Annotated in this window: 21 protein-coding genes; 10 read left to right on the top strand and 11 right to left on the bottom strand. The window is 44.8% G+C overall.

The genetic code is table 11. The features are described 5' to 3' along the window. Positions 1–188 precede the first annotated feature (188 nt). Complete coding sequence (locus tag APB76_RS08405) at positions 189–389, bottom strand: DUF1107 family protein (RefSeq protein ID WP_049844430.1); 201 nt, start codon at positions 387–389, stop codon at positions 189–191. Between the two features lie 207 nt (positions 390–596). On the opposite strand from APB76_RS08405, the gene APB76_RS08400 reads away from it, so the two are divergent. The 7 genes from APB76_RS08400 (at position 597) to APB76_RS08370 (ending at position 5,946) form a co-directional block, all read left to right on the top strand. Then, entirely contained in the window at positions 597–1,148 is a 552-nt protein-coding gene (locus APB76_RS08400; RefSeq protein WP_049844431.1) for a YtfJ family protein, read from the top strand. 78 nt (positions 1,149–1,226) lie between these two features. Then, positions 1,227–1,517 (top strand): DUF2607 family protein, encoded by a 291-nt coding sequence (locus APB76_RS08395; protein WP_049844432.1) that lies wholly within the window; start codon positions 1,227–1,229, stop codon positions 1,515–1,517. Between the two features lie 80 nt (positions 1,518–1,597). Beyond that, positions 1,598–2,227, top strand: coding sequence for a zinc uptake protein ZrgA (zrgA, locus tag APB76_RS08390; protein WP_054962822.1), 630 nt, complete (start codon positions 1,598–1,600; stop codon positions 2,225–2,227). A 57-nt stretch (positions 2,228–2,284) separates the two neighbouring features. Continuing rightward, on the top strand, positions 2,285–2,992 hold the full coding sequence (locus tag APB76_RS08385) for an ABC transporter ATP-binding protein (RefSeq protein WP_049844433.1): 708 nt from the start codon (positions 2,285–2,287) through the stop codon (positions 2,990–2,992). After that, a complete protein-coding gene (locus tag APB76_RS08380; protein ID WP_054962814.1) occupies positions 2,989–4,248 on the top strand; it encodes an ABC transporter permease in 1,260 nt (419 codons plus the stop codon). The genes APB76_RS08385 and APB76_RS08380 overlap by 4 nt, the downstream gene beginning before the upstream one ends. Positions 4,249–4,281: 33 nt before the next feature. After that, positions 4,282–4,749 carry a DUF3299 domain-containing protein gene (locus APB76_RS08375; RefSeq protein WP_408058673.1) on the top strand — a complete coding sequence of 156 codons (468 nt, stop codon included), beginning with the start codon at positions 4,282–4,284 and terminating at the stop codon, positions 4,747–4,749. A gap of 300 nt (positions 4,750–5,049) precedes the next feature. After that, complete coding sequence (locus APB76_RS08370; protein ID WP_049844436.1) at positions 5,050–5,946, top strand: TIGR03899 family protein; 897 nt, start codon at positions 5,050–5,052, stop codon at positions 5,944–5,946. 341 nt (positions 5,947–6,287) lie between these two features. On the opposite strand, the gene pgi is transcribed toward APB76_RS08370, so the two are convergent. Then, on the bottom strand, positions 6,288–7,940 hold the full coding sequence (pgi, locus tag APB76_RS08365) for a glucose-6-phosphate isomerase (RefSeq protein WP_054962816.1): 1,653 nt from the start codon (positions 7,938–7,940) through the stop codon (positions 6,288–6,290). 297 nt (positions 7,941–8,237) lie between these two features. On the opposite strand from pgi, the gene APB76_RS08360 reads away from it, so the two are divergent. Continuing rightward, positions 8,238–8,663, top strand: a complete 426-nt coding sequence (locus APB76_RS08360; protein WP_054962817.1) for a secondary thiamine-phosphate synthase enzyme YjbQ — start codon at positions 8,238–8,240, stop codon at positions 8,661–8,663. Positions 8,664–8,705: 42 nt separating this feature from the next. Here the strand turns inward: APB76_RS08360 and APB76_RS08355 are convergent, their stop codons facing one another. The 3 genes from APB76_RS08355 to APB76_RS08345 are packed head-to-tail and all read right to left on the bottom strand — an operon-like array spanning position 8,706 to position 12,385. Beyond that, entirely contained in the window at positions 8,706–9,881 is a 1,176-nt protein-coding gene (locus APB76_RS08355) for a BamA/TamA family outer membrane protein (RefSeq protein WP_054962818.1), read from the bottom strand. Between the two features lie 2 nt (positions 9,882–9,883). Next, positions 9,884–10,969, bottom strand: coding sequence for an alanine racemase (alr, locus tag APB76_RS08350; protein ID WP_202816236.1), 1,086 nt, complete (start codon positions 10,967–10,969; stop codon positions 9,884–9,886). A gap of 3 nt (positions 10,970–10,972) precedes the next feature. Beyond that, positions 10,973–12,385 carry a replicative DNA helicase gene (locus APB76_RS08345; RefSeq protein ID WP_054962819.1) on the bottom strand — a complete coding sequence of 471 codons (1,413 nt, stop codon included), beginning with the start codon at positions 12,383–12,385 and terminating at the stop codon, positions 10,973–10,975. 173 nt (positions 12,386–12,558) lie between these two features. Between APB76_RS08345 and APB76_RS08340 the strand changes: the two genes are divergently transcribed. Next, positions 12,559–13,323, top strand: coding sequence for a DUF481 domain-containing protein (locus tag APB76_RS08340; protein ID WP_193395080.1), 765 nt, complete (start codon positions 12,559–12,561; stop codon positions 13,321–13,323). A gap of 112 nt (positions 13,324–13,435) precedes the next feature. Here the strand turns inward: APB76_RS08340 and rplI are convergent, their stop codons facing one another. Genes rplI through rpsF form a run of 4 tightly spaced genes read right to left on the bottom strand, consistent with a single transcriptional unit; the run spans position 13,436 to position 14,854 of the window. Beyond that, positions 13,436–13,888, bottom strand: coding sequence for a 50S ribosomal protein L9 (gene rplI, locus APB76_RS08335; protein WP_049844442.1), 453 nt, complete (start codon positions 13,886–13,888; stop codon positions 13,436–13,438). Positions 13,889–13,918: 30 nt separating this feature from the next. Next, a complete protein-coding gene (gene rpsR, locus APB76_RS08330) occupies positions 13,919–14,146 on the bottom strand; it encodes a 30S ribosomal protein S18 (protein WP_000090472.1) in 228 nt (75 codons plus the stop codon). 16 nt (positions 14,147–14,162) lie between these two features. Then, the gene (gene priB, locus APB76_RS08325; RefSeq protein WP_049844443.1) at positions 14,163–14,465 is read right to left on the bottom strand and encodes a primosomal replication protein N; all 303 of its coding nucleotides are present in this window, start codon (positions 14,463–14,465) and stop codon (positions 14,163–14,165) included. An 8-nt stretch (positions 14,466–14,473) separates the two neighbouring features. Further along, positions 14,474–14,854 (bottom strand): 30S ribosomal protein S6, encoded by a 381-nt coding sequence (gene rpsF / locus APB76_RS08320; protein WP_004747103.1) that lies wholly within the window; start codon positions 14,852–14,854, stop codon positions 14,474–14,476. Between the two features lie 437 nt (positions 14,855–15,291). Between rpsF and APB76_RS08315 the strand changes: the two genes are divergently transcribed. Next, positions 15,292–15,651, top strand: coding sequence for a diacylglycerol kinase (locus APB76_RS08315; RefSeq protein ID WP_049844444.1), 360 nt, complete (start codon positions 15,292–15,294; stop codon positions 15,649–15,651). Positions 15,652–15,707: 56 nt separating this feature from the next. On the opposite strand, the gene bfr is transcribed toward APB76_RS08315, so the two are convergent. Together bfr and APB76_RS08305 are read right to left on the bottom strand one after the other, a co-directional pair. Next, positions 15,708–16,190, bottom strand: coding sequence for a bacterioferritin (bfr, locus tag APB76_RS08310; RefSeq protein WP_049844445.1), 483 nt, complete (start codon positions 16,188–16,190; stop codon positions 15,708–15,710). Between the two features lie 74 nt (positions 16,191–16,264). Further along, complete coding sequence (locus APB76_RS08305; protein WP_049844446.1) at positions 16,265–16,453, bottom strand: (2Fe-2S)-binding protein; 189 nt, start codon at positions 16,451–16,453, stop codon at positions 16,265–16,267. Positions 16,454–16,803: the final 350 nt, after the last annotated feature.

Here is a 16,803-nt window from a genome sequence, read left to right as displayed (position 1 = left end):
AATAAGCACAGAATTGCCTATTAACAATATAGTCGTAAATTCAACCTGTTGGCGTGAAAGTTTTACTCATTGAAGCAAAGAAACGGCAAGTAAGCGGAAGGGTTGGCAATGGCATAGCGGCTATAAACGACAAAAGCCGCCAACGAGGCGACTTTTCAATAATTCGTAATTTGGAAGAGAACCAATATTTAGACTGGCAACAAAGCAATAGCTTGATTGATCTCTTTATACGTTGTCAGCTTTTGCGAGTCTTTCACATCAGGTAGCAACACCTTGCCGTTGTCAAAGGTAAACTTGCCTACCCCAGAGATAACAAACTGTCCTTTAAACAAAGTTTTAACAAAACGAGCAACTTGACGAGGGCGATAAATAGTAAATTCACGCAGCATAACGACTCCAATATCCTTGTGTGATGCAATTCGAACTGATTGCTTAGTCCTACTCCTTAGAACTTGTAGGTATTATATCGGATGCGTATTTAATGTATAGCATTTTGTTAACAGTGTGACATCAGACCAGTGCTCTAAAAGAGATTTTTCCACGAGCAATAAATTTGGGTATATACTTTTTGCGCACTTTCAAAAGGAAATAACATAATGAAAAATAAAACCCTTCTTACTCTCGCAATCGCATGCTCTCCCGCTATCGCCTTGGCGCACAACATCTCTGTAGGACAGTCGATTCCCGAAGTCAGCGTCAAAAGCTATGGCGAAATTGTCTTAAGCGGAGACGATACGGCTTTTCAGGCTTGGTCTAGCCAAGATATGCAAGGTAAGGTTCGTGTCATTCAAGCGATTGCTGGGCGCAGCAGTTCAAAAGAACTCAATGCCCCGTTAATGGCGGCAATTACCGCGGCTAAATTCCCAGAACAAAGCTACCAGACGACCTCAATTATCAACCAAGATGACGCGATTTGGGGAACAGGGTCGTTTGTAAAATCATCGGCACAAGACAGCAAGAAAGAGTTCCCTTGGTCTTCTATGGTACTTGATGAAGAGGGAGCCGTTGCCAACACTTGGGCATTGGCAGAAGAGTCATCGGCCATTATCGTCCAAGACAAACAAGGTAAGGTATTGTTTGTCAAAGAAGGCGCTCTCAACGAAGGTGAAATTCAACAAGTACTTACACTAGTAAAAGAAAACCTCTAAACACATCGGGTTTAGTTTCCCCTTTGAAGTGGAGTTGTTATAGTATAACAACTCCACTTTTTGTATTGTGTTTTCATCGTGCTTCAATGTCGCCTAACTACCTATCGCATCAATGCGCTTGCTCTATCTGCAATCGCTCTTGTGCTATGGCTCAATTTTGCGTTTATTGATCATCAGTACGAACTTTCTTCAACCCACCATCAAGATCACCACTGCCAACTGTTTGCGAGTGGTTTACATGGTGTCAGCAATCACACACCAACTGTAGCACCGCCCACAATTGGTGATCAGTTCGAAGTATCTAGCGAATACGGCTTCAACGAGGTCGTTACGTTTGCATACCTAGCACGCTCACCGCCACTATCCTGATTCTATTTATTTACAAAGATATACTGTCTCCAAACCAAATGGAGACCTTTGCATTACTCAATGAAAAATCAGGACTTAAAATGAAAAACGTTACTCCAATCGCTCTAGGAATCACACTTGCTGTTAGTGGATTAGCACATGCTGAAGAAGTCTACCGCCAACATGGAGCACATGTTCACGGCCAAGTTGAAATCAACATTGCTCAAGACGGCAAAGAGCTACTTATGGAGATCACGGCTCCGGGTGCGGACGTTGTCGGTTTTGAACACGCGCCAAAAACAGATGAGCAAAAACATCAGCTAGAGGACGCTGTCGCAAAGCTTGAACAAGCTTCGAATATCTTCACTTTAGCTAAAGCAGCAGGTTGTAAAATCGAACATCAATCAGTGAGTCATACTCTAGGTAGTGACAATCACGATGATCATAAGGGTCATGGCGACCACGACCATCATGATGACCATGACGAACATCATAACCACGATGATCATAAAGGTCATGACCATCATGACGACCACGATAAACATAGTGGTCATGGTGAATTCACGGTTGAATATCACTTCGACTGTAACGACATTAGTGCATTAAATGGTATTGAAACTCAATGGTTCTCACACTTTCCAAATACTGAGTCTCTGAAAATCAACGTGTTAACTGACACTAAGCAAGCCGCGCTTGAGCTTAGTAAAGGTGACTCTGAGATTTCTCTTTAATGTAAAAAGCGGCTTGGTCATGCTAAGCCGCTTCTCTGTTACGATTGGATACGAACAATGGATAATAAATGCCATCAATCTGTGGTTGAGCTCAATCAGGTGACTTTTACTTGGCCTGGTAATGACAATCCCACACTAGAGATACCTTCCCTCACCATTCAACGTGGCGAACACCTATTTATTAAAGGACCAAGTGGTTGTGGAAAATCGACACTACTGGGGCTCCTTACAGGCATCAATACTGCAACCTCTGGACAAGTGACTGTGCTGGGAGAAAACCTCTCGGAGATGTCAGGCAGTCAACGTGATAAGTTTCGAGCCAACCATATCGGCTACATCTTTCAACAATTTAACTTATTGCCTTATCTGAGCGTGATTGAAAATGTTACCTTACCTTGTCAGTTTTCCTCGTTACGTCGCCAACAAATAAATGGAGAGTTAGTTTCCAATGCCAAGCAACTATTGGACAAACTACGTCTTCCCTCAGGGTTACTTGATAAACCCGTTGTCGAGCTAAGTATTGGCCAGCAGCAACGGGTAGCGGCAGCTCGCGCACTGATTGGTAAGCCGAAAGTTATTATCGCGGATGAACCAACTTCATCGCTTGATTTTGACAACCGCACGGCGTTTATCGAATTGCTGCTCGACCAAGTTAACCAAGCCGGTTCAACCTTATTATTTGTTAGTCACGATCCAACATTAGAACCACTATTTGATCGCACAATCAACCTGCAACAAGTCAACCAAGCAGGAGGTGACCTATGACACCAACCCTTACCTTAGCTTGGAAAAGCGTTCGTAACCGCAGAGTGACCGCGATTCTAACCATCCTAACCGTAGCTGTTTCTGTTATTTTGTTACTTGGTGTCGAGCGGATTCGAACTCAGGCAAAAGACAGTTTTGCCAACACTATTTCAGGTACCGACTTAATTGTTGGCGGACGCTCAGGCCAAGTGAACTTATTACTTTATTCCGTATTTCGCATCGGCAACGCGACCAACAACATTGACTGGAAAAGCTATCAGGAATTTAGCCAGCATCGCGCCGTAGACTGGGCAATTCCAATTTCACTCGGCGATTCCCATCAAGGCTTTCGCGTTATGGGCACCAATCATAGCTACTTTGAGCATTACCGCTACGGACAAAAACAAAACCTATCTTTTAGCCAAGGGCATGAGTTCAACGGTTTGTTTGACGCGGTCATCGGCGCCGAGGTTGCGCGCTCTCTAAATTACACTATTGGCAGTGAAATGGTCATTGCTCATGGTATTAGTGATGTGGGCTTTAGCCGTCATGAAAATACCCCATTTCGAGTAGTCGGCATCCTAGCTCCTACAGGGACTCCCGTCGATAAAACTGTCCACGTCTCGTTAGAGGCGATTGAAGCCATTCATGTTGGTTGGGAGTCTGGCGCTAACTTAGGTAACAATCCAACGGCAGAGCAACTTGCAGCGATGAACTTCCAACCCAAGCAGATCACTGCGATGCTACTCGGTTTAAAATCCAAAATACAAACCTTTGCTTTGCAACGACAAATCAACACTTACCCGCAGGAACCTCTCAGTGCCATTCTGCCCGGCGTCGCGCTGCACGAACTATGGGGCATGATGTCTGTTGCCGAACAGGCTTTATTGGCAGTTTCAGTCTTCGTGGTTATCGCGGGTTTACTCGGGATGCTTTCCAGCTTGTTAACTAGCCTGCAAGAACGTCGCCGCGAAATGGCAATTCTTCGTGCGATGGGGGCAAGGCCAAGACACGTTTTCAGTTTGCTGATTTTGGAAGCAAGTGTATTGACCTTTATCGGCTTACTCGTCGGCACTGTTGGTCTATATTTCGTACTCTCGGTCGCTGCCCCTCTCATTCAACAGAGCTATGGAATTAATCTGCAGATGAGCGCTTTATCTCACTATGAATGGATGCTGTTGGCTGCAGTACAAGTGGCAGGTACTATTATCGGCTTCATCCCTGCATTTAGAGCTTATCGACAGTCGCTAAGCGATGGTATGACAATTAGAGTTTAAGTTATGAAAAAATTAGGCATGTTGCTACTGGCTATGATGGTATTTGGTCTATCGAGCTACAGCGTAAACGCAGAAGATACGCTCACCCTAGAATGGATCGATCTGATCCCAGAAAGTGAACGTAATCAGTTCGACTCATATGGTATGCCGGCGATAGACCATTCAGGCGCGAGCATGGAACAATCGATGGTCGGTAGTGTGAGGCAAGAGCTGAACGGCAGTAAGGTCAAGATCCCTGGGTTTGTAATACCGTTAGAAGGCGACGCCAATATGGTCACAGAATTCCTGCTTGTACCCTATTTTGGTGCCTGTATCCACGTACCACCACCACCACCGAATCAGATTATCTACGTCAAATTCCCTAAAGGGGCGCCCGTGCAAGAGCTTTGGGATGTTGTCTATGTGATTGGGACACTGAAGACAGAAACTGTCAGTCATGAATTGGCACAAACAGGCTACGTCCTACAAGGCACAGAAATCGCCGAGTATGATGACTACTAATTGTTAACAAAATAAGCAGCCTGTTAATTGCCTTGATTAGGACAAATAGCTAGAAAGATAGCCTAGTACAGCTAGGTAAACTAGTAGCAATAGAGCAATTGACAGGTGCTTTTTCAGTTTATTCTCATTGAAATACTTCATAAGCCCCTCAAAATTAACGATAACAATTTTAACAACTTGTTATCATTTATGATAGCGATATTTTTATAAACTGGCTCACAGTCTTTTTCTGGCAGGCTTATGCGTTCCGAGGTAAAGTTAATAATTAAACGTTAAGCATATGATGGCTAAGGAAATAGCATGTCTGAGACGAGCAAACCGGTAGTTATTGAACACCAATCGGAACAAACTGGTCGACACGAAAAAAAGTCGAGCTACATCAAAGATAGCGCTAGCCGCGTGCTTAACATTGCCCAAACCTATGGGTTAGATGCACTGCTGCAAACCGATAAGCCTGAGAAAAGTGCGCTTGAGCGAGCTTTAGTCCGCGAGCGAAAACGCAAAGAACGACGACAAAAGAATCTTGAACAAATTCTGAAGCTTGCCCATATTTCTTGCAAAGATGAAACCGCTGGCGACCCCGACCAAGATTGGCTGTATCGCTTCTTCGATATGGCGCAAGAAGTTCATAACCATTCCATGCAGCGTTTGTGGGCTCAGGTTCTAAAACGCGAAGTGACCAATCCCGGCTCAACCTCGATGAAAGCACTGAAAGTGCTGCAAGATATGACACCAAAAGAAGCGCAAATCTTGCAACGCTCAGCCTCTTTAGCCTGTAGCTTTGGTGGCGATAACAGCCGCAAGTTACTAGTCGGTTATCGTGCACAAGGGGGGATATTTAGTTTCGGCAAGCGTAATGTCACAGGCAACATCAACGTCGGCAACTTCCAACTACCCTACTCTAGTTTGTTGGTGTTGTTTGAATTAGGGCTAATGCATGGCACCGAACTAGAGTCAGGAGAGATAGAACTCGATTCTCCATTACCACTAACTTATCAAGGTAAGAAGCTATCACTACAAGCCCACGCTAAAGGTGTGCGATTGCTTTATTACCGCTTCAGCCCAACTGGTAACGAGCTGTGTAAACTACTCGGCAATAAGCCCAACATGCAGTATTACGATCAAATGGTCGCACTGCTGAGCCAGAAGTTTACCGCCAGCACAGACGCTCAGCCAAGTGTGGATACGACGGTTTAGGGGAAACGGGAAACGGGAAACGGGAAACGGGAAACGGGAAACGGGAAACGGGAAACGGGTGATTATCTCTGCCTAGGAACATTTTCTGTCAACATTCCATGCACCAAAACCTACTCACGTTACTACTAGAATACACCTCTCGAAGGGCGCAGCCCGTTCTCGCTTTCCAAAAAAAAGCGCCAACCCTAAGGTTGGCGTCATAAGATTTGGATAGCCTAAGCCTAAATAATTGGAGTGGCAGCTAGGCGACAAGTAAGTTTAGCCCAATGAGCATAGAGGCTCTATTCGATTTGGGTGAACTTACACAGTCAACAACGCTGCCGCTTCAAGTATGACGGCTATTAGGCTTTGAACGCTTTAAATGCGTTAATCAGACCATTAGTCGAGCTATCGTGCGAGCTGATTGCAGACTCATCCGCAAGCTCAGGCAGAATTTGGTTTGCTAGCTGTTTACCTAGCTCCACACCCCACTGGTCAAAGCTGAAGATGTTCCAAATAACACCCTGCACAAAGATTTTGTGTTCATACATTGCAATTAGGTTGCCTAATGTACGCGGTGTGATTTGCTTAACTAAAATTGAGTTCGTTGGGCGGTTACCTTCAAACACTTTAAATGGAGCTAGCGTCGCCGCTTCTTCTTCGCTCTTACCTGCTTTGGCAAACTCAGCTTTTACTGTCGCTTCATCTTTACCAAACGCAAGAGCTTCTGTTTGAGCAAAGAAGTTAGACATTAGCTTCTGGTGGTGATCGCCCGCTGGGTTATGGCTGACTGCTGGTGCAATGAAGTCACAAGGGATCAGTTTAGTGCCTTGGTGAATTAGTTGGTAGAACGCGTGCTGACCGTTAGTACCTGGTTCACCCCAGATGATTGGTCCAGTTTGGTATGTCACGGGGTTGCCATCACGGTCAACATACTTACCATTTGATTCCATATTACCTTGCTGGAAGTAAGCGGCAAAACGGTGCATGTACTGATCGTACGGTAGAATCGATTCAGATTCAGCGCCGTGGAAGTTGTTATACCAAAGACCAACTAGCGCAAGAATCACTGGAATATTGCTCTCTAGCTCGGTTGATGCGAAGTGGTTATCCATTTCATGGGCACCGTCCAGCAGCTCAATAAAGTTGTCGTAACCAACTGCAAGTGCAATAGATAGGCCGATTGCAGACCATAGCGAGTAACGACCGCCAACCCAGTCCCAGAACTCAAACATGTTGTCTGTATCGATACCAAATTCAGACACCGCTGGCGCGTTAGTTGAAAGCGCTGCAAAATGCTTAGCTACGTGCGCTTCGTCACCTGCAGACTCAAGGAACCAGTCACGAGCACTGTGTGCATTGGTCATCGTTTCTTGCGTAGTAAACGTCTTAGAAGCAACTAAAAATAGCGTTGTTTCTGGGTTTACTTTCTTCAGAGTTTCTACGATGTGGGTGCCATCAACGTTAGAAACGAAGTGCAGATTTAGATGGTTTGAGTATGGCGCTAGCGCTTCAGTCACCATGTAAGGTCCTAGGTCAGAGCCGCCGATACCGATGTTGACTACGTCAGTAATCGCTTTACCTGTGTAGCCTTTCCACTCACCGCCGATAACACGCTCAGTGAATGATTTCATTTTTTCTAGCACTGCATTTACCGCAGGCATTACGTCTTCGCCACCCACCATAACTGGTTTGTTGCTACGATTACGAAGTGCTGTGTGAAGGACTGCTCGACCTTCTGTTTGGTTGATCGCTTCACCACTGAACATCGCTTCGATTGCCGCTTTAAGCTCAGTCTCGTTTGCTAACGCGAACAAGTGCTTCATTGTCTCTTCGTTGATTAGGTTTTTCGAGTAATCAACAAGAATGTCGTTGCCGAAACGCGTAGAGAATTTGTCAAAACGTGCTGCATCTTGAGCGAATAGATCTTTTAGATCCATATCTTGTGCAGATTCGAAGTGCGCGGTTAGCGCGTTCCAAGCTTGTGTTTGCGTTGGATTGATATTTTTCAACATGGTTACTATCCCGATGTTACAGTAGGTTTTATTCCATACAGCCTAGCGAAAACTGGTGGAATCCCCGATTAAGCAAATTAATTATATTAGGTATGTTAGGGCAAAATGCCACAAAACAAGACTTTGTAATTTTTTTTCAAGCGGACATTATGACGTAGGGAACTCTCACTCACATTGAGTTAGGTCACGTTCCCTGCTTCAAAATTAAACAAACGTCCTATGAGCGATTAGGATTGTATCACTAACCTTGAGTAAGCTTAATGGTAGCTTAAGTTCAAATTGCAAGCAGGCACCCATATGTGGACCCAGAAAACCTTTCAAATCAGCGCTAAGAGCCGTGGATTTCACCTTATTTCCGATGAAATTGAACAACAATTACCACAGGTCTTAGATTATTCTGTCGGTTTATTACAGCTATTTATTCAGCATACATCGGCAAGCTTAACCATCAATGAAAACGCTGACCCAACTGTAAGACATGATATGGAAAAGCACTTCAATCAGTTCGTTCCAGAGCGAGCGGCATATTATAAGCACACTTATGAAGGGGATGATGATATGCCCGCCCATATCAAGGCATCGACGTTAGGTGCTAGTGTGATGATTCCGATTAGTCAGGGCCGACTCGCTCTAGGGACATGGCAAGGGATTTACTTGGGAGAGCATCGCCATTCCGGCGGCAGTCGCACGATCGTGGCAACCATCCAGGGTGAACTTTTTTAGTGAAACGTAAAACGGAGCCAATAGCTCCGTTTATTGTAGGCTTTAAAATGGCTGATTAATCATCACTCGGAATGTCCCCTCATCTGCTCCTTGAGCAAACTCGGCGCGTACCACGATCCCTTCAACTTGAAAACGTACCGCAGCACCTAAGTTCCATTTCATGTCAGTATGCAGTGTCTTGAGATCATACTGGTCTGCAACTCGACCCGTTTCAGCAAAAAAGACCCATTGCCACCATGGTAAGTCGTAGTAATTGATCAATGGAATGTCATCAAGAGGTTGCCAATCTGGAATAACTCGATACTCAGCAGAGTAATGCACCGCGCTTCGTCCATGGAAACGCCCACTGGAGTAGCCTCGTAAACGATACAAACCACCTAGGCTAACTTGCTCTTGTTCTGGTGGTCTTTCGTTGTTCCAGTTGGGAGTATCGGCAGTGTAAAAATCAAACGCTAGCACTTGTTGGTCAAACAGCTCACCCAGAGGCCCGAGTGCAAAATACTGACTATTTTGAAACTCAACCTTGGTCCACAGCTCTTCACTTTGCCAGCTTTCTGCGCCAACTGTAGTAGTAAACGCCGTGTGTGAACCTTTGGTTGGATTACGCACACTATCACGATTGTCCCAATCTAGAACCAATTCAAACCCTGTCGATTTCTCAGTGCTGTTGTTGATGTCCAATCGGCGGGAAGAATAGAATGGCGTAAGACTGATTGAACTCACACCTGACTCGAACGGGGAGGAAAAGCTCACATCGCGTATTGGCTGGAAGGCACCAAGCAAACCATTTTGTGCAACATTACCCCAAGGCAATAAGTACTTAAACTCTACTTCATAGTTTTGCTCTAAGCCGTTAGTAATCGTCTTATCACTCGCCACTGAGTCGTTGTTGCCCTGATCACCGATATAATAGGGGTTTTCGTTAAACTGCGCTTTGTAGAGCTGAGAACTCACTAACAGCTGATCAGTCAGTGCGTAGTTAAAAGCGGAAAGGAAAGTCACATAGCTTTGCTTGTCAGTGTAAAGCGCTGCACCAAACAACGCCGCTTGTGGTTGACCAACCCCTTTCATAACGCCAGCGACACCAACCGTATTACCTAACGTTTCAGTACTAAAGTAAAAGGGTAAGAAAACCGAATCCTTCTCTTCACTTAACGCGAGATTAGAGACCAAAAGGCTGGCGCTTAAGGCCAGCCCTACAATGACTTTTTTATACATGGCTAGTTAGAATATTCCATGTCGACACGTGATGTCAGCTTGGTGACTAACTCATAGGCAATAGTGCCAATATGGTAAGCTACTTCTTCTGCGGGAAGCGCTTTGCCCCATAAGATGGCTTCATCACCGACTTTATCTTCAGCGTTGGCACCTAAGTCAACCGTCAGCATATCCATAGAGACTCGACCTGCAATTGGCACTTTACGACCATTAACCAAGACTGGTGTTCCGTTGGGTGCCGTTCTTGGGTAGCCATCGCCATAACCAATTGCGATCACACCAACCTTAGTGTCACGCTGGCTAGTCCAGATTCCACCGTAGCCAACACTTTCACCGGCTTTAACATCACGTACCGCAATTAAGTGAGATTTAAGCGTCATAACAGGTTGATAACCCATTTGTTCGGCATTTCTATCATTAAACGGTGACACTCCGTACATAATGATGCCAGGACGAACCCAATCTAACTGACTATTAGGCCAAGCAAGTAACCCCGCAGAAGCGGCCAGTGAACGCTCTCCTTCACACCCTTCAGTTAAGGTCATAAAGAGTTCAGTCTGTTCATTGGTAGTGGTCTTGTCTAACTCATCAGCACAACCGAAATGGCTCATATAACGCAACGGTTTAGCTACATTGCGACACGTTTTAAGTCGAGCAACAAATTCAGGGTATTGCTCTGGACGAACACCTAAGCGGTGCATCCCACTGTCGATTTTAAGCCAAACTACAACCGGAGTTTCAAGCTCTGCTTGTTCAAGCGCTAACAACTGCTCTTCACAGTGAACAACGGTTTGGATGTTATTTGTCACCAATACGGGTAAGTCGCCGGAAGAGTAAAAACCTTCTAGCAATAAGATCGGCTTAACTACGCCACAAGCTCGTAACTGTAGCGCTTCTTCAATACGCGCAACACCAAATGCATCGGCACCGGTGGCATTTTTAGCGATATGGCGCAGCCCATGACCATAGCTGTTAGCCTTCACTACCGCCATCACTTTGCTGTTCGGAGCCTGCTGTTTAATCTGTGCTAGATTGTGCTTTAACGCTTCTAGATTGATAAACGCCGTCGCTGCTTTCATATAGCTCATGCGTTATTCATCATCCATATCAAATGCAGGACCAGCATAGTTATCAAAACGTGACCACTGGCCTTGGAATGTTAAGCGAACAGAACCGATAGGGCCGTTACGCTGCTTACCCAAAATGATTTCTGCCGTGCCCTTCATTGAACTATCTGGGTTGTACACCTCGTCACGATAGATAAACATGATCAAGTCAGCATCCTGCTCGATTGCGCCCGATTCACGCAAATCTGAGTTGATTGGTCGTTTATCGGCACGTTGCTCTAGGGAACGGTTTAGCTGTGAAAGCGCCACGACTGGCACATTCAACTCTTTGGCTAACGCCTTTAATGAACGTGAAATCTCAGAGATCTCTAAGGTACGGTTGTCTTGTAAACCTGGTACGCGCATTAACTGCAGGTAGTCGACCATGATCATACTTAAACCACCAGAGTCACGAGCCACACGACGTGCACGAGAGCGTAATTCCGTTGGGGTTAGGCCTGAGCTGTCATCAATGTACATGTTTTTCTTCTGCATCAGGATACCCATGGTAGAAGAAATACGCGCCCAATCCTCATCGTCAAGTTGACCAGTACGAATCTTGGTTTGATCGACGCGAGACAGTGAGGCCAACATACGCATCATCAACTGTTCGGCAGGCATCTCTAGCGAGAAGATCAACACTGGCTTTTCTTGGTCCATGGCGGCGTTTTCACACAGGTTCATTGCGAACGTAGTTTTACCCATCGATGGACGCGCCGCCACGATGATTAAGTCTGAGCCTTGGAGACCTGCGGTTTTCTTGTTGAGATCAGTAAAGCCAGTATTAACCCCTGTTACACCATCTTGTGGGGTCTTATACAAGAGCTCGATCCGTTCAAGGGTTTTTTCAAGAATGTTGTCAACGTTTTGTGGACCTTCACTCTCGTTTGTTCGCGATTCTGCAATCGCGAATACCTTACTTTCAGCAAGATCGAGCAAGTCTTCTGAACCGCGACCTTGAGGGTCATAACCAGCATCTGCAATCTCATTGGCTACGCCAATTAGATCACGCACCAATGCGCGTTCAGCAACAATTTCGGCATAAGCATTGATGTTAGCCGCACTTGGTGTGTTCTTGACCAGATCGGCAAGGTAAGCAAAACCACCGACATCCTCCAGTTGCTCGCGTAGCTCAAGAAACTCTGACAAAGTGATAAGGTCGAGCGGCTTATTATCTTCAAGAATAAGCTTAACACCCTCGAAGATTAGGCGATGTGGGCGACTGTAGAAATCTTTAGCGACAACACGTTCTGCGACGGTATCCCAACGCTCGTTATCAAGAAGAAGACCGCCAATTACAGACTGTTCTGCCTCTAACGAATGGGGAGGAACTTTTATCGCATCAACTTGTGCATCGTTAAACTTTTTATATCGATTATCTACTTTCGCTTCGGCCATGGTTTTGCTCAACAACTTGCTATAGATCGCTAATTATAACGAGAATGAAGCTCTTGTCTGTAGTAATGCATTACTTTGTCGAGTTCTAATGTAGAATTAACCTCTTGTTGACGGGATTCGATCAATTTGAATCTACTATTGGCCCATTCGTTTCATCAATACAGAGGTAGTGAGTGTCTAAATTTTGGCTAATGAGTGCAGGTTTAATGAGCTCCATGCTCGTCTACGCCGAAGATGATGGACAAAACACCACGGATATTGACCTCCCCTCCCCTTGGAGTAGCGAGGTTGAGTTCGGCTACCAATCACACAGCGGAAACTCAGACTCACGTTCACTGAACTCACGCATCAACGCTGAATATGTAAAAGGCCGCCATCGTACCAATGGCGAGTGGAAATACTACCTTTTATATAAAGATGGCGAAGAGGATAAGCGTCAATCGACCTATACCGCGCAAAGCGACTACAAGTTAGGACCGAAATCCTATCTGTACGGTAGCTTTAAAGGTGTTGATTCCCGCTATAGCGCATACTTCAAAGATTACACCTTATCGGGCGGTCTGGGTTATCAGTTCGCCAATACGGAAACCTTTCTACTTGAATTCGAATTTGGCCCGGGCTTTCGTTACCAAGAACCTAACCTTGATGAAATTGATGACGATGAGATTATCTTTCCTGATATCGTTCAAGAAGGGATATTTCGCGGAAATTTGAATTCAAAATGGCAAGCTTTGGATAACTTGACCATCACCGCAGCAATCACCGTAGTAGCAGGTCGAAGCAACACCCGTACAGATACCGATTTAGATGTAACCAACAACATCACAGAAACTATCGCACTTAAGCTAGCTTACTCTCGCCAATACCACGATAAAGTACCGGAAGGACTCTATAAAGCAGACAGTATGTTTTCTGTTAACCTGTTGTTTGCCTTCTAATAGATCCGAGTTGCAATCGACGGATAACCGATGGATAGTGATTCACCGCCATTCTGCGGATATAAAAAAAGCACCTCGAGAGGTGCTTTTAAAATTACGTCTTGATACTGAATTACTCAGCAGCAACAACTTGTAGAGTAACTGTTGCGAAAACTTCAGAGTGAAGTTGAACGCTAATCTCGAACTCACCAATGTTACGTAGTGCGCCTTCTGGAAGACGAACTTCGCTCTTAACAACTTCAACGCCAGCTGCAGTGATTGCATCAGCGATGTCGCGAGTACCGATTGAACCGAACAGTTTACCTTCATCACCAGCTTTAGACGCAAGAACAACTGCTTCAAGAGCGTTGATCTTCTCTGCGCGTGCTTCTGCAGCAGCTAGTTGCTCAGCAGCTTTAGCTTCTAGTTCAGCACGGCGTGCTTCGAACATTTCAACGTTAGCTTTAGTCGCCATAACTGCTTTACCTTGAGGGATAAGGAAGTTACGAGCGTAGCCAGATTTAACGTTTACAGTTTCACCTAGAGCACCTAGTTTACCGATTTTATCAAGTAGAATAACTTGCATTGTTTAATTCCTCTTTATAAAACGAGCCGATTACTGATGCTTGTCAGTGTACGGAAGTAGTGCTAGGTAGCGTGAACGCTTGATAGCGCGAGCTAGCTGACGTTGGTACTTAGCGCTTGTACCAGTGATACGGCTAGGTACGATTTTACCAGCTTCAGTGATGTAGTTTTTAAGAGTTGCTACGTCTTTGTAATCAATCTCTTGTACGCCTTCTGCAGTGAAACGGCAGAATTTACGACGACGGAAGAAACGAGCCATGGGCTATCTCCTGATCTTAAATTTGAGTAATGTTGTCAGCATGAAGCACTAATTTTCCCACACCATTTCGGCCGGTCTGGTAAGTGACAAAACCACCTACCTTAATGCTACTGCCTTGTACTAAATTCTGAGTTAATGCTTGTGACCTTTGCCCGCTAACGACTACCGGCATACGACAATAGACTTGTCTCGGTAGGTCAGCCTCGATAACAGTAGAGCGATGCTCCAACCAAAATCGACAGTGTTCAATGCCACTTGGGCTTTTACTACGAATGGGCGGCTTGGCAATGGTGCCAGATAGCTCCATTCGATTGGTCATAAGACAAATTACTCAGCAGCTGCTTCTGGCTTAGCTTCAGCACGCTCTTCGCGACGAGGAGCACGCTCTTCTTTCTGCTTAAGCATGATAGATTGCTCAGTGATAGCCGCTTTAGTACGCATGATCATGTTACGTAGAACTGCATCGTTGAAACGGAAAGCAGTTTCTAGCTCATCGATTACAGCTTGGTCAGCTTCAACGTTCATTAGAACGTAGTGAGCTTTGTGAAGCTTGTTGATTGGGTATGCCAGTTGACGGCGGCCCCAGTCTTCTAGACGGTGGATAGTACCGCCAGCTTCAGTGATTGAACCAGTGTAACGCTCGATCATGCCAGCAACTTGCTCGCTTTGATCTGGGTGCACCATGAATACGATTTCGTAATGACGCATTGGTTGCTCCTTACGGATTATTCAGCTTCCACAAATGGCCCGGTCGTCCAGAGGAAGCAAGGAACTAAAGATAATTGACCGAGTTTTAAGGAGCACGAATAGTACAGAAAGAAAGCAGTTTAAGCAAGAGAAAAAGACGCAAGCTGATTTATCTTTCCAATCTAAAGGTCCTAGCCCACTCTTCTATGGCAATGTGGATAATGGCGACAAATTACATTTGGTACGACATCTTGATTGCTGATGAGAGAAATGAAGATACGCATGAACAGCGAAACACCTGCGAGACAAACAATGCATGTAAAAAGTGTCGAATGAAATGCACTCTCATGATAACTTCTTCCAACTATACTGGGTCTGATGGATATCGACACCATCGAGCACCAACCTGCGCTAGACATATTTGCAGCTTGTACCATTAAAGCGAGTGAGGAAGAACAATGAAACCCGGAACCACTGGAATCAAGCGTATTATTGATGCCACAGGTTACTCAATGAAGGGACTAGCCTCTGCGTGGCGCAATGAGGCCGCTTTTCGACAGGAATCTGTCTTGCTCGTTGTATTGACCTTCATTACCTTTTTCCTTCCCGTGACCAAACTTGAACAAGTGCTGATGATCGCGACTCTGTTTATCGTCATTTTGGTGGAATTGCTTAATTCTGCGATAGAAGCAGTTGTAGACCGCATCGGCTCTGAGTATCACGAGTTGAGTGGACGCGCAAAAGATATTGGTTCCGCCGCAGTGTTTGTCGCCTTATGCTTAGTTGCGATTACTTGGGGCTTGATATTATTCACCTAACCGCAATAAAAAATCCCTGACTGGCTCAGGGATTTTTTATACTTTCAGTAATCTAATCAGTCGTCATCCTCATCTACATACTGCGCTTGTAGATAATTTTGAATACCTGTCATCTCAATCAGGCCAAGTTGAGTTTCAAGCCAATCGACATGCTCTTCTTCATCTTCCAGGATATCTTGAAACAAGTCGCGAGAAACATAATCATGAATATCTTCTGCGTAAGCGATGGCATTTTTAAGATCTGGGATAGCGGCCATCTCTAGCTTTAAGTCGCACTCAAGCATCTCTTTGGCGTCTTCTCCGATCATTAACTTACCGAGGTCTTGCAAGTTAGGAAGCCCTTCAAGAAATAAGATACGCTCGACCAAGTGATCGGCATGCTTCATTTCATCAATAGATTCGTGGTATTCCTTCTCAGCTAAATGCTTAAGCCCCCAGTCTTTATACATACGAGCATGTAGGAAATATTGATTGATAGCGATAAGCTCGTTGCCGAGTACTTTATTGAGATGTTGGATTATAATTGGATCGCCTTTCATGACATAAGCCCTCCTCTTTGGCTCTTTTAAATCTAGTTCCAAATGAGAAGGTGTCAAAAAGGCTCAGCTTGGTGTTAGCTGGCTTGTTTCACTTGTAAGTACTCTGTTTCAGCTAAAATTTCTTTGGTCATCTTGATGCACTTACCGCATTGACTACCAAGCGCAGTGCATTTTTTTATTCCTTTAATATCAGTAACGCCTTCATCAATGGCTAACTTCCTAATTTTCTTATCTGAAACTCCATGACAAAGACAGACAAACATAAAAACACTTCCACTAACTACAACTGCGATAGAATATAAACAAGAATTGTTATCATTACTAGTTGTATTGAGGGGATAATCAGAACATTTTGTTATATCTATCTAGCGCGAGGTGGAGAGTTTCAAGGACTTAAACTGCAGAGAAATAAGCGTGAAAAAATAAAGAAGGATTTTTAGTGAGTTACAGAGATGAAAACGAACTAATCCTTATAACCAAAAACGAAAAAGGGAAGCCGAAGCTTCCCTTTCTCTAATGCGCGTTCTTCATAAAAGAAGAAGTGTGCTAGATTTCAATTAATTCCGAAGAATTAGTCGAAGATCTTAGCAACAACACCAGCACCAACTGTACG

The organism is Vibrio bivalvicida (assembly GCF_001399455.2).
Classification (GTDB): Bacteria; Pseudomonadota; Gammaproteobacteria; order Enterobacterales; family Vibrionaceae; genus Vibrio; species Vibrio bivalvicida.
The sequence above is the reverse complement of the archived record's forward strand: the minus strand, read 5'-3'. Positions and strand labels throughout refer to the sequence as shown.

Bases quoted from the DNA above. Each gene is read 5' to 3' on its own strand.
- APB76_RS08405 (WP_049844430.1), bottom strand. From the start codon at position 389: ATGCTGCGTGAATTTACTATTTATCGCCCTCGTCAAGTTGCTCGTTTT.
- APB76_RS08400 (WP_049844431.1), top strand. From the start codon at position 597: ATGAAAAATAAAACCCTTCTTACTCTCGCAATCGCATGCTCTCCCGCT.
- zrgA (WP_054962822.1), top strand. From the start codon at position 1,598: ATGAAAAACGTTACTCCAATCGCTCTAGGAATCACACTTGCTGTTAGT.
- APB76_RS08385 (WP_049844433.1), top strand. From the start codon at position 2,285: ATGGATAATAAATGCCATCAATCTGTGGTTGAGCTCAATCAGGTGACT.
- APB76_RS08380 (WP_054962814.1), top strand. From the start codon at position 2,989: ATGACACCAACCCTTACCTTAGCTTGGAAAAGCGTTCGTAACCGCAGA.
- APB76_RS08375 (WP_408058673.1), top strand. From the start codon at position 4,282: ATGATGGTATTTGGTCTATCGAGCTACAGCGTAAACGCAGAAGATACG.
- APB76_RS08370 (WP_049844436.1), top strand. From the start codon at position 5,050: ATGTCTGAGACGAGCAAACCGGTAGTTATTGAACACCAATCGGAACAA.
- pgi (WP_054962816.1), bottom strand. From the start codon at position 7,940: ATGTTGAAAAATATCAATCCAACGCAAACACAAGCTTGGAACGCGCTA.
- APB76_RS08360 (WP_054962817.1), top strand. From the start codon at position 8,238: ATGTGGACCCAGAAAACCTTTCAAATCAGCGCTAAGAGCCGTGGATTT.
- APB76_RS08355 (WP_054962818.1), bottom strand. From the start codon at position 9,881: ATGTATAAAAAAGTCATTGTAGGGCTGGCCTTAAGCGCCAGCCTTTTG.
- alr (WP_202816236.1), bottom strand. From the start codon at position 10,969: ATGAGCTATATGAAAGCAGCGACGGCGTTTATCAATCTAGAAGCGTTA.
- APB76_RS08345 (WP_054962819.1), bottom strand. From the start codon at position 12,385: ATGGCCGAAGCGAAAGTAGATAATCGATATAAAAAGTTTAACGATGCA.
- rplI (WP_049844442.1), bottom strand. From the start codon at position 13,888: ATGCAAGTTATTCTACTTGATAAAATCGGTAAACTAGGTGCTCTAGGT.
- rpsR (WP_000090472.1), bottom strand. From the start codon at position 14,146: ATGGCTCGTTTCTTCCGTCGTCGTAAATTCTGCCGTTTCACTGCAGAA.
- priB (WP_049844443.1), bottom strand. From the start codon at position 14,465: ATGACCAATCGAATGGAGCTATCTGGCACCATTGCCAAGCCGCCCATT.
- rpsF (WP_004747103.1), bottom strand. From the start codon at position 14,854: ATGCGTCATTACGAAATCGTATTCATGGTGCACCCAGATCAAAGCGAG.
- APB76_RS08315 (WP_049844444.1), top strand. From the start codon at position 15,292: ATGAAACCCGGAACCACTGGAATCAAGCGTATTATTGATGCCACAGGT.
- bfr (WP_049844445.1), bottom strand. From the start codon at position 16,190: ATGAAAGGCGATCCAATTATAATCCAACATCTCAATAAAGTACTCGGC.
- APB76_RS08305 (WP_049844446.1), bottom strand. From the start codon at position 16,453: ATGTTTGTCTGTCTTTGTCATGGAGTTTCAGATAAGAAAATTAGGAAG.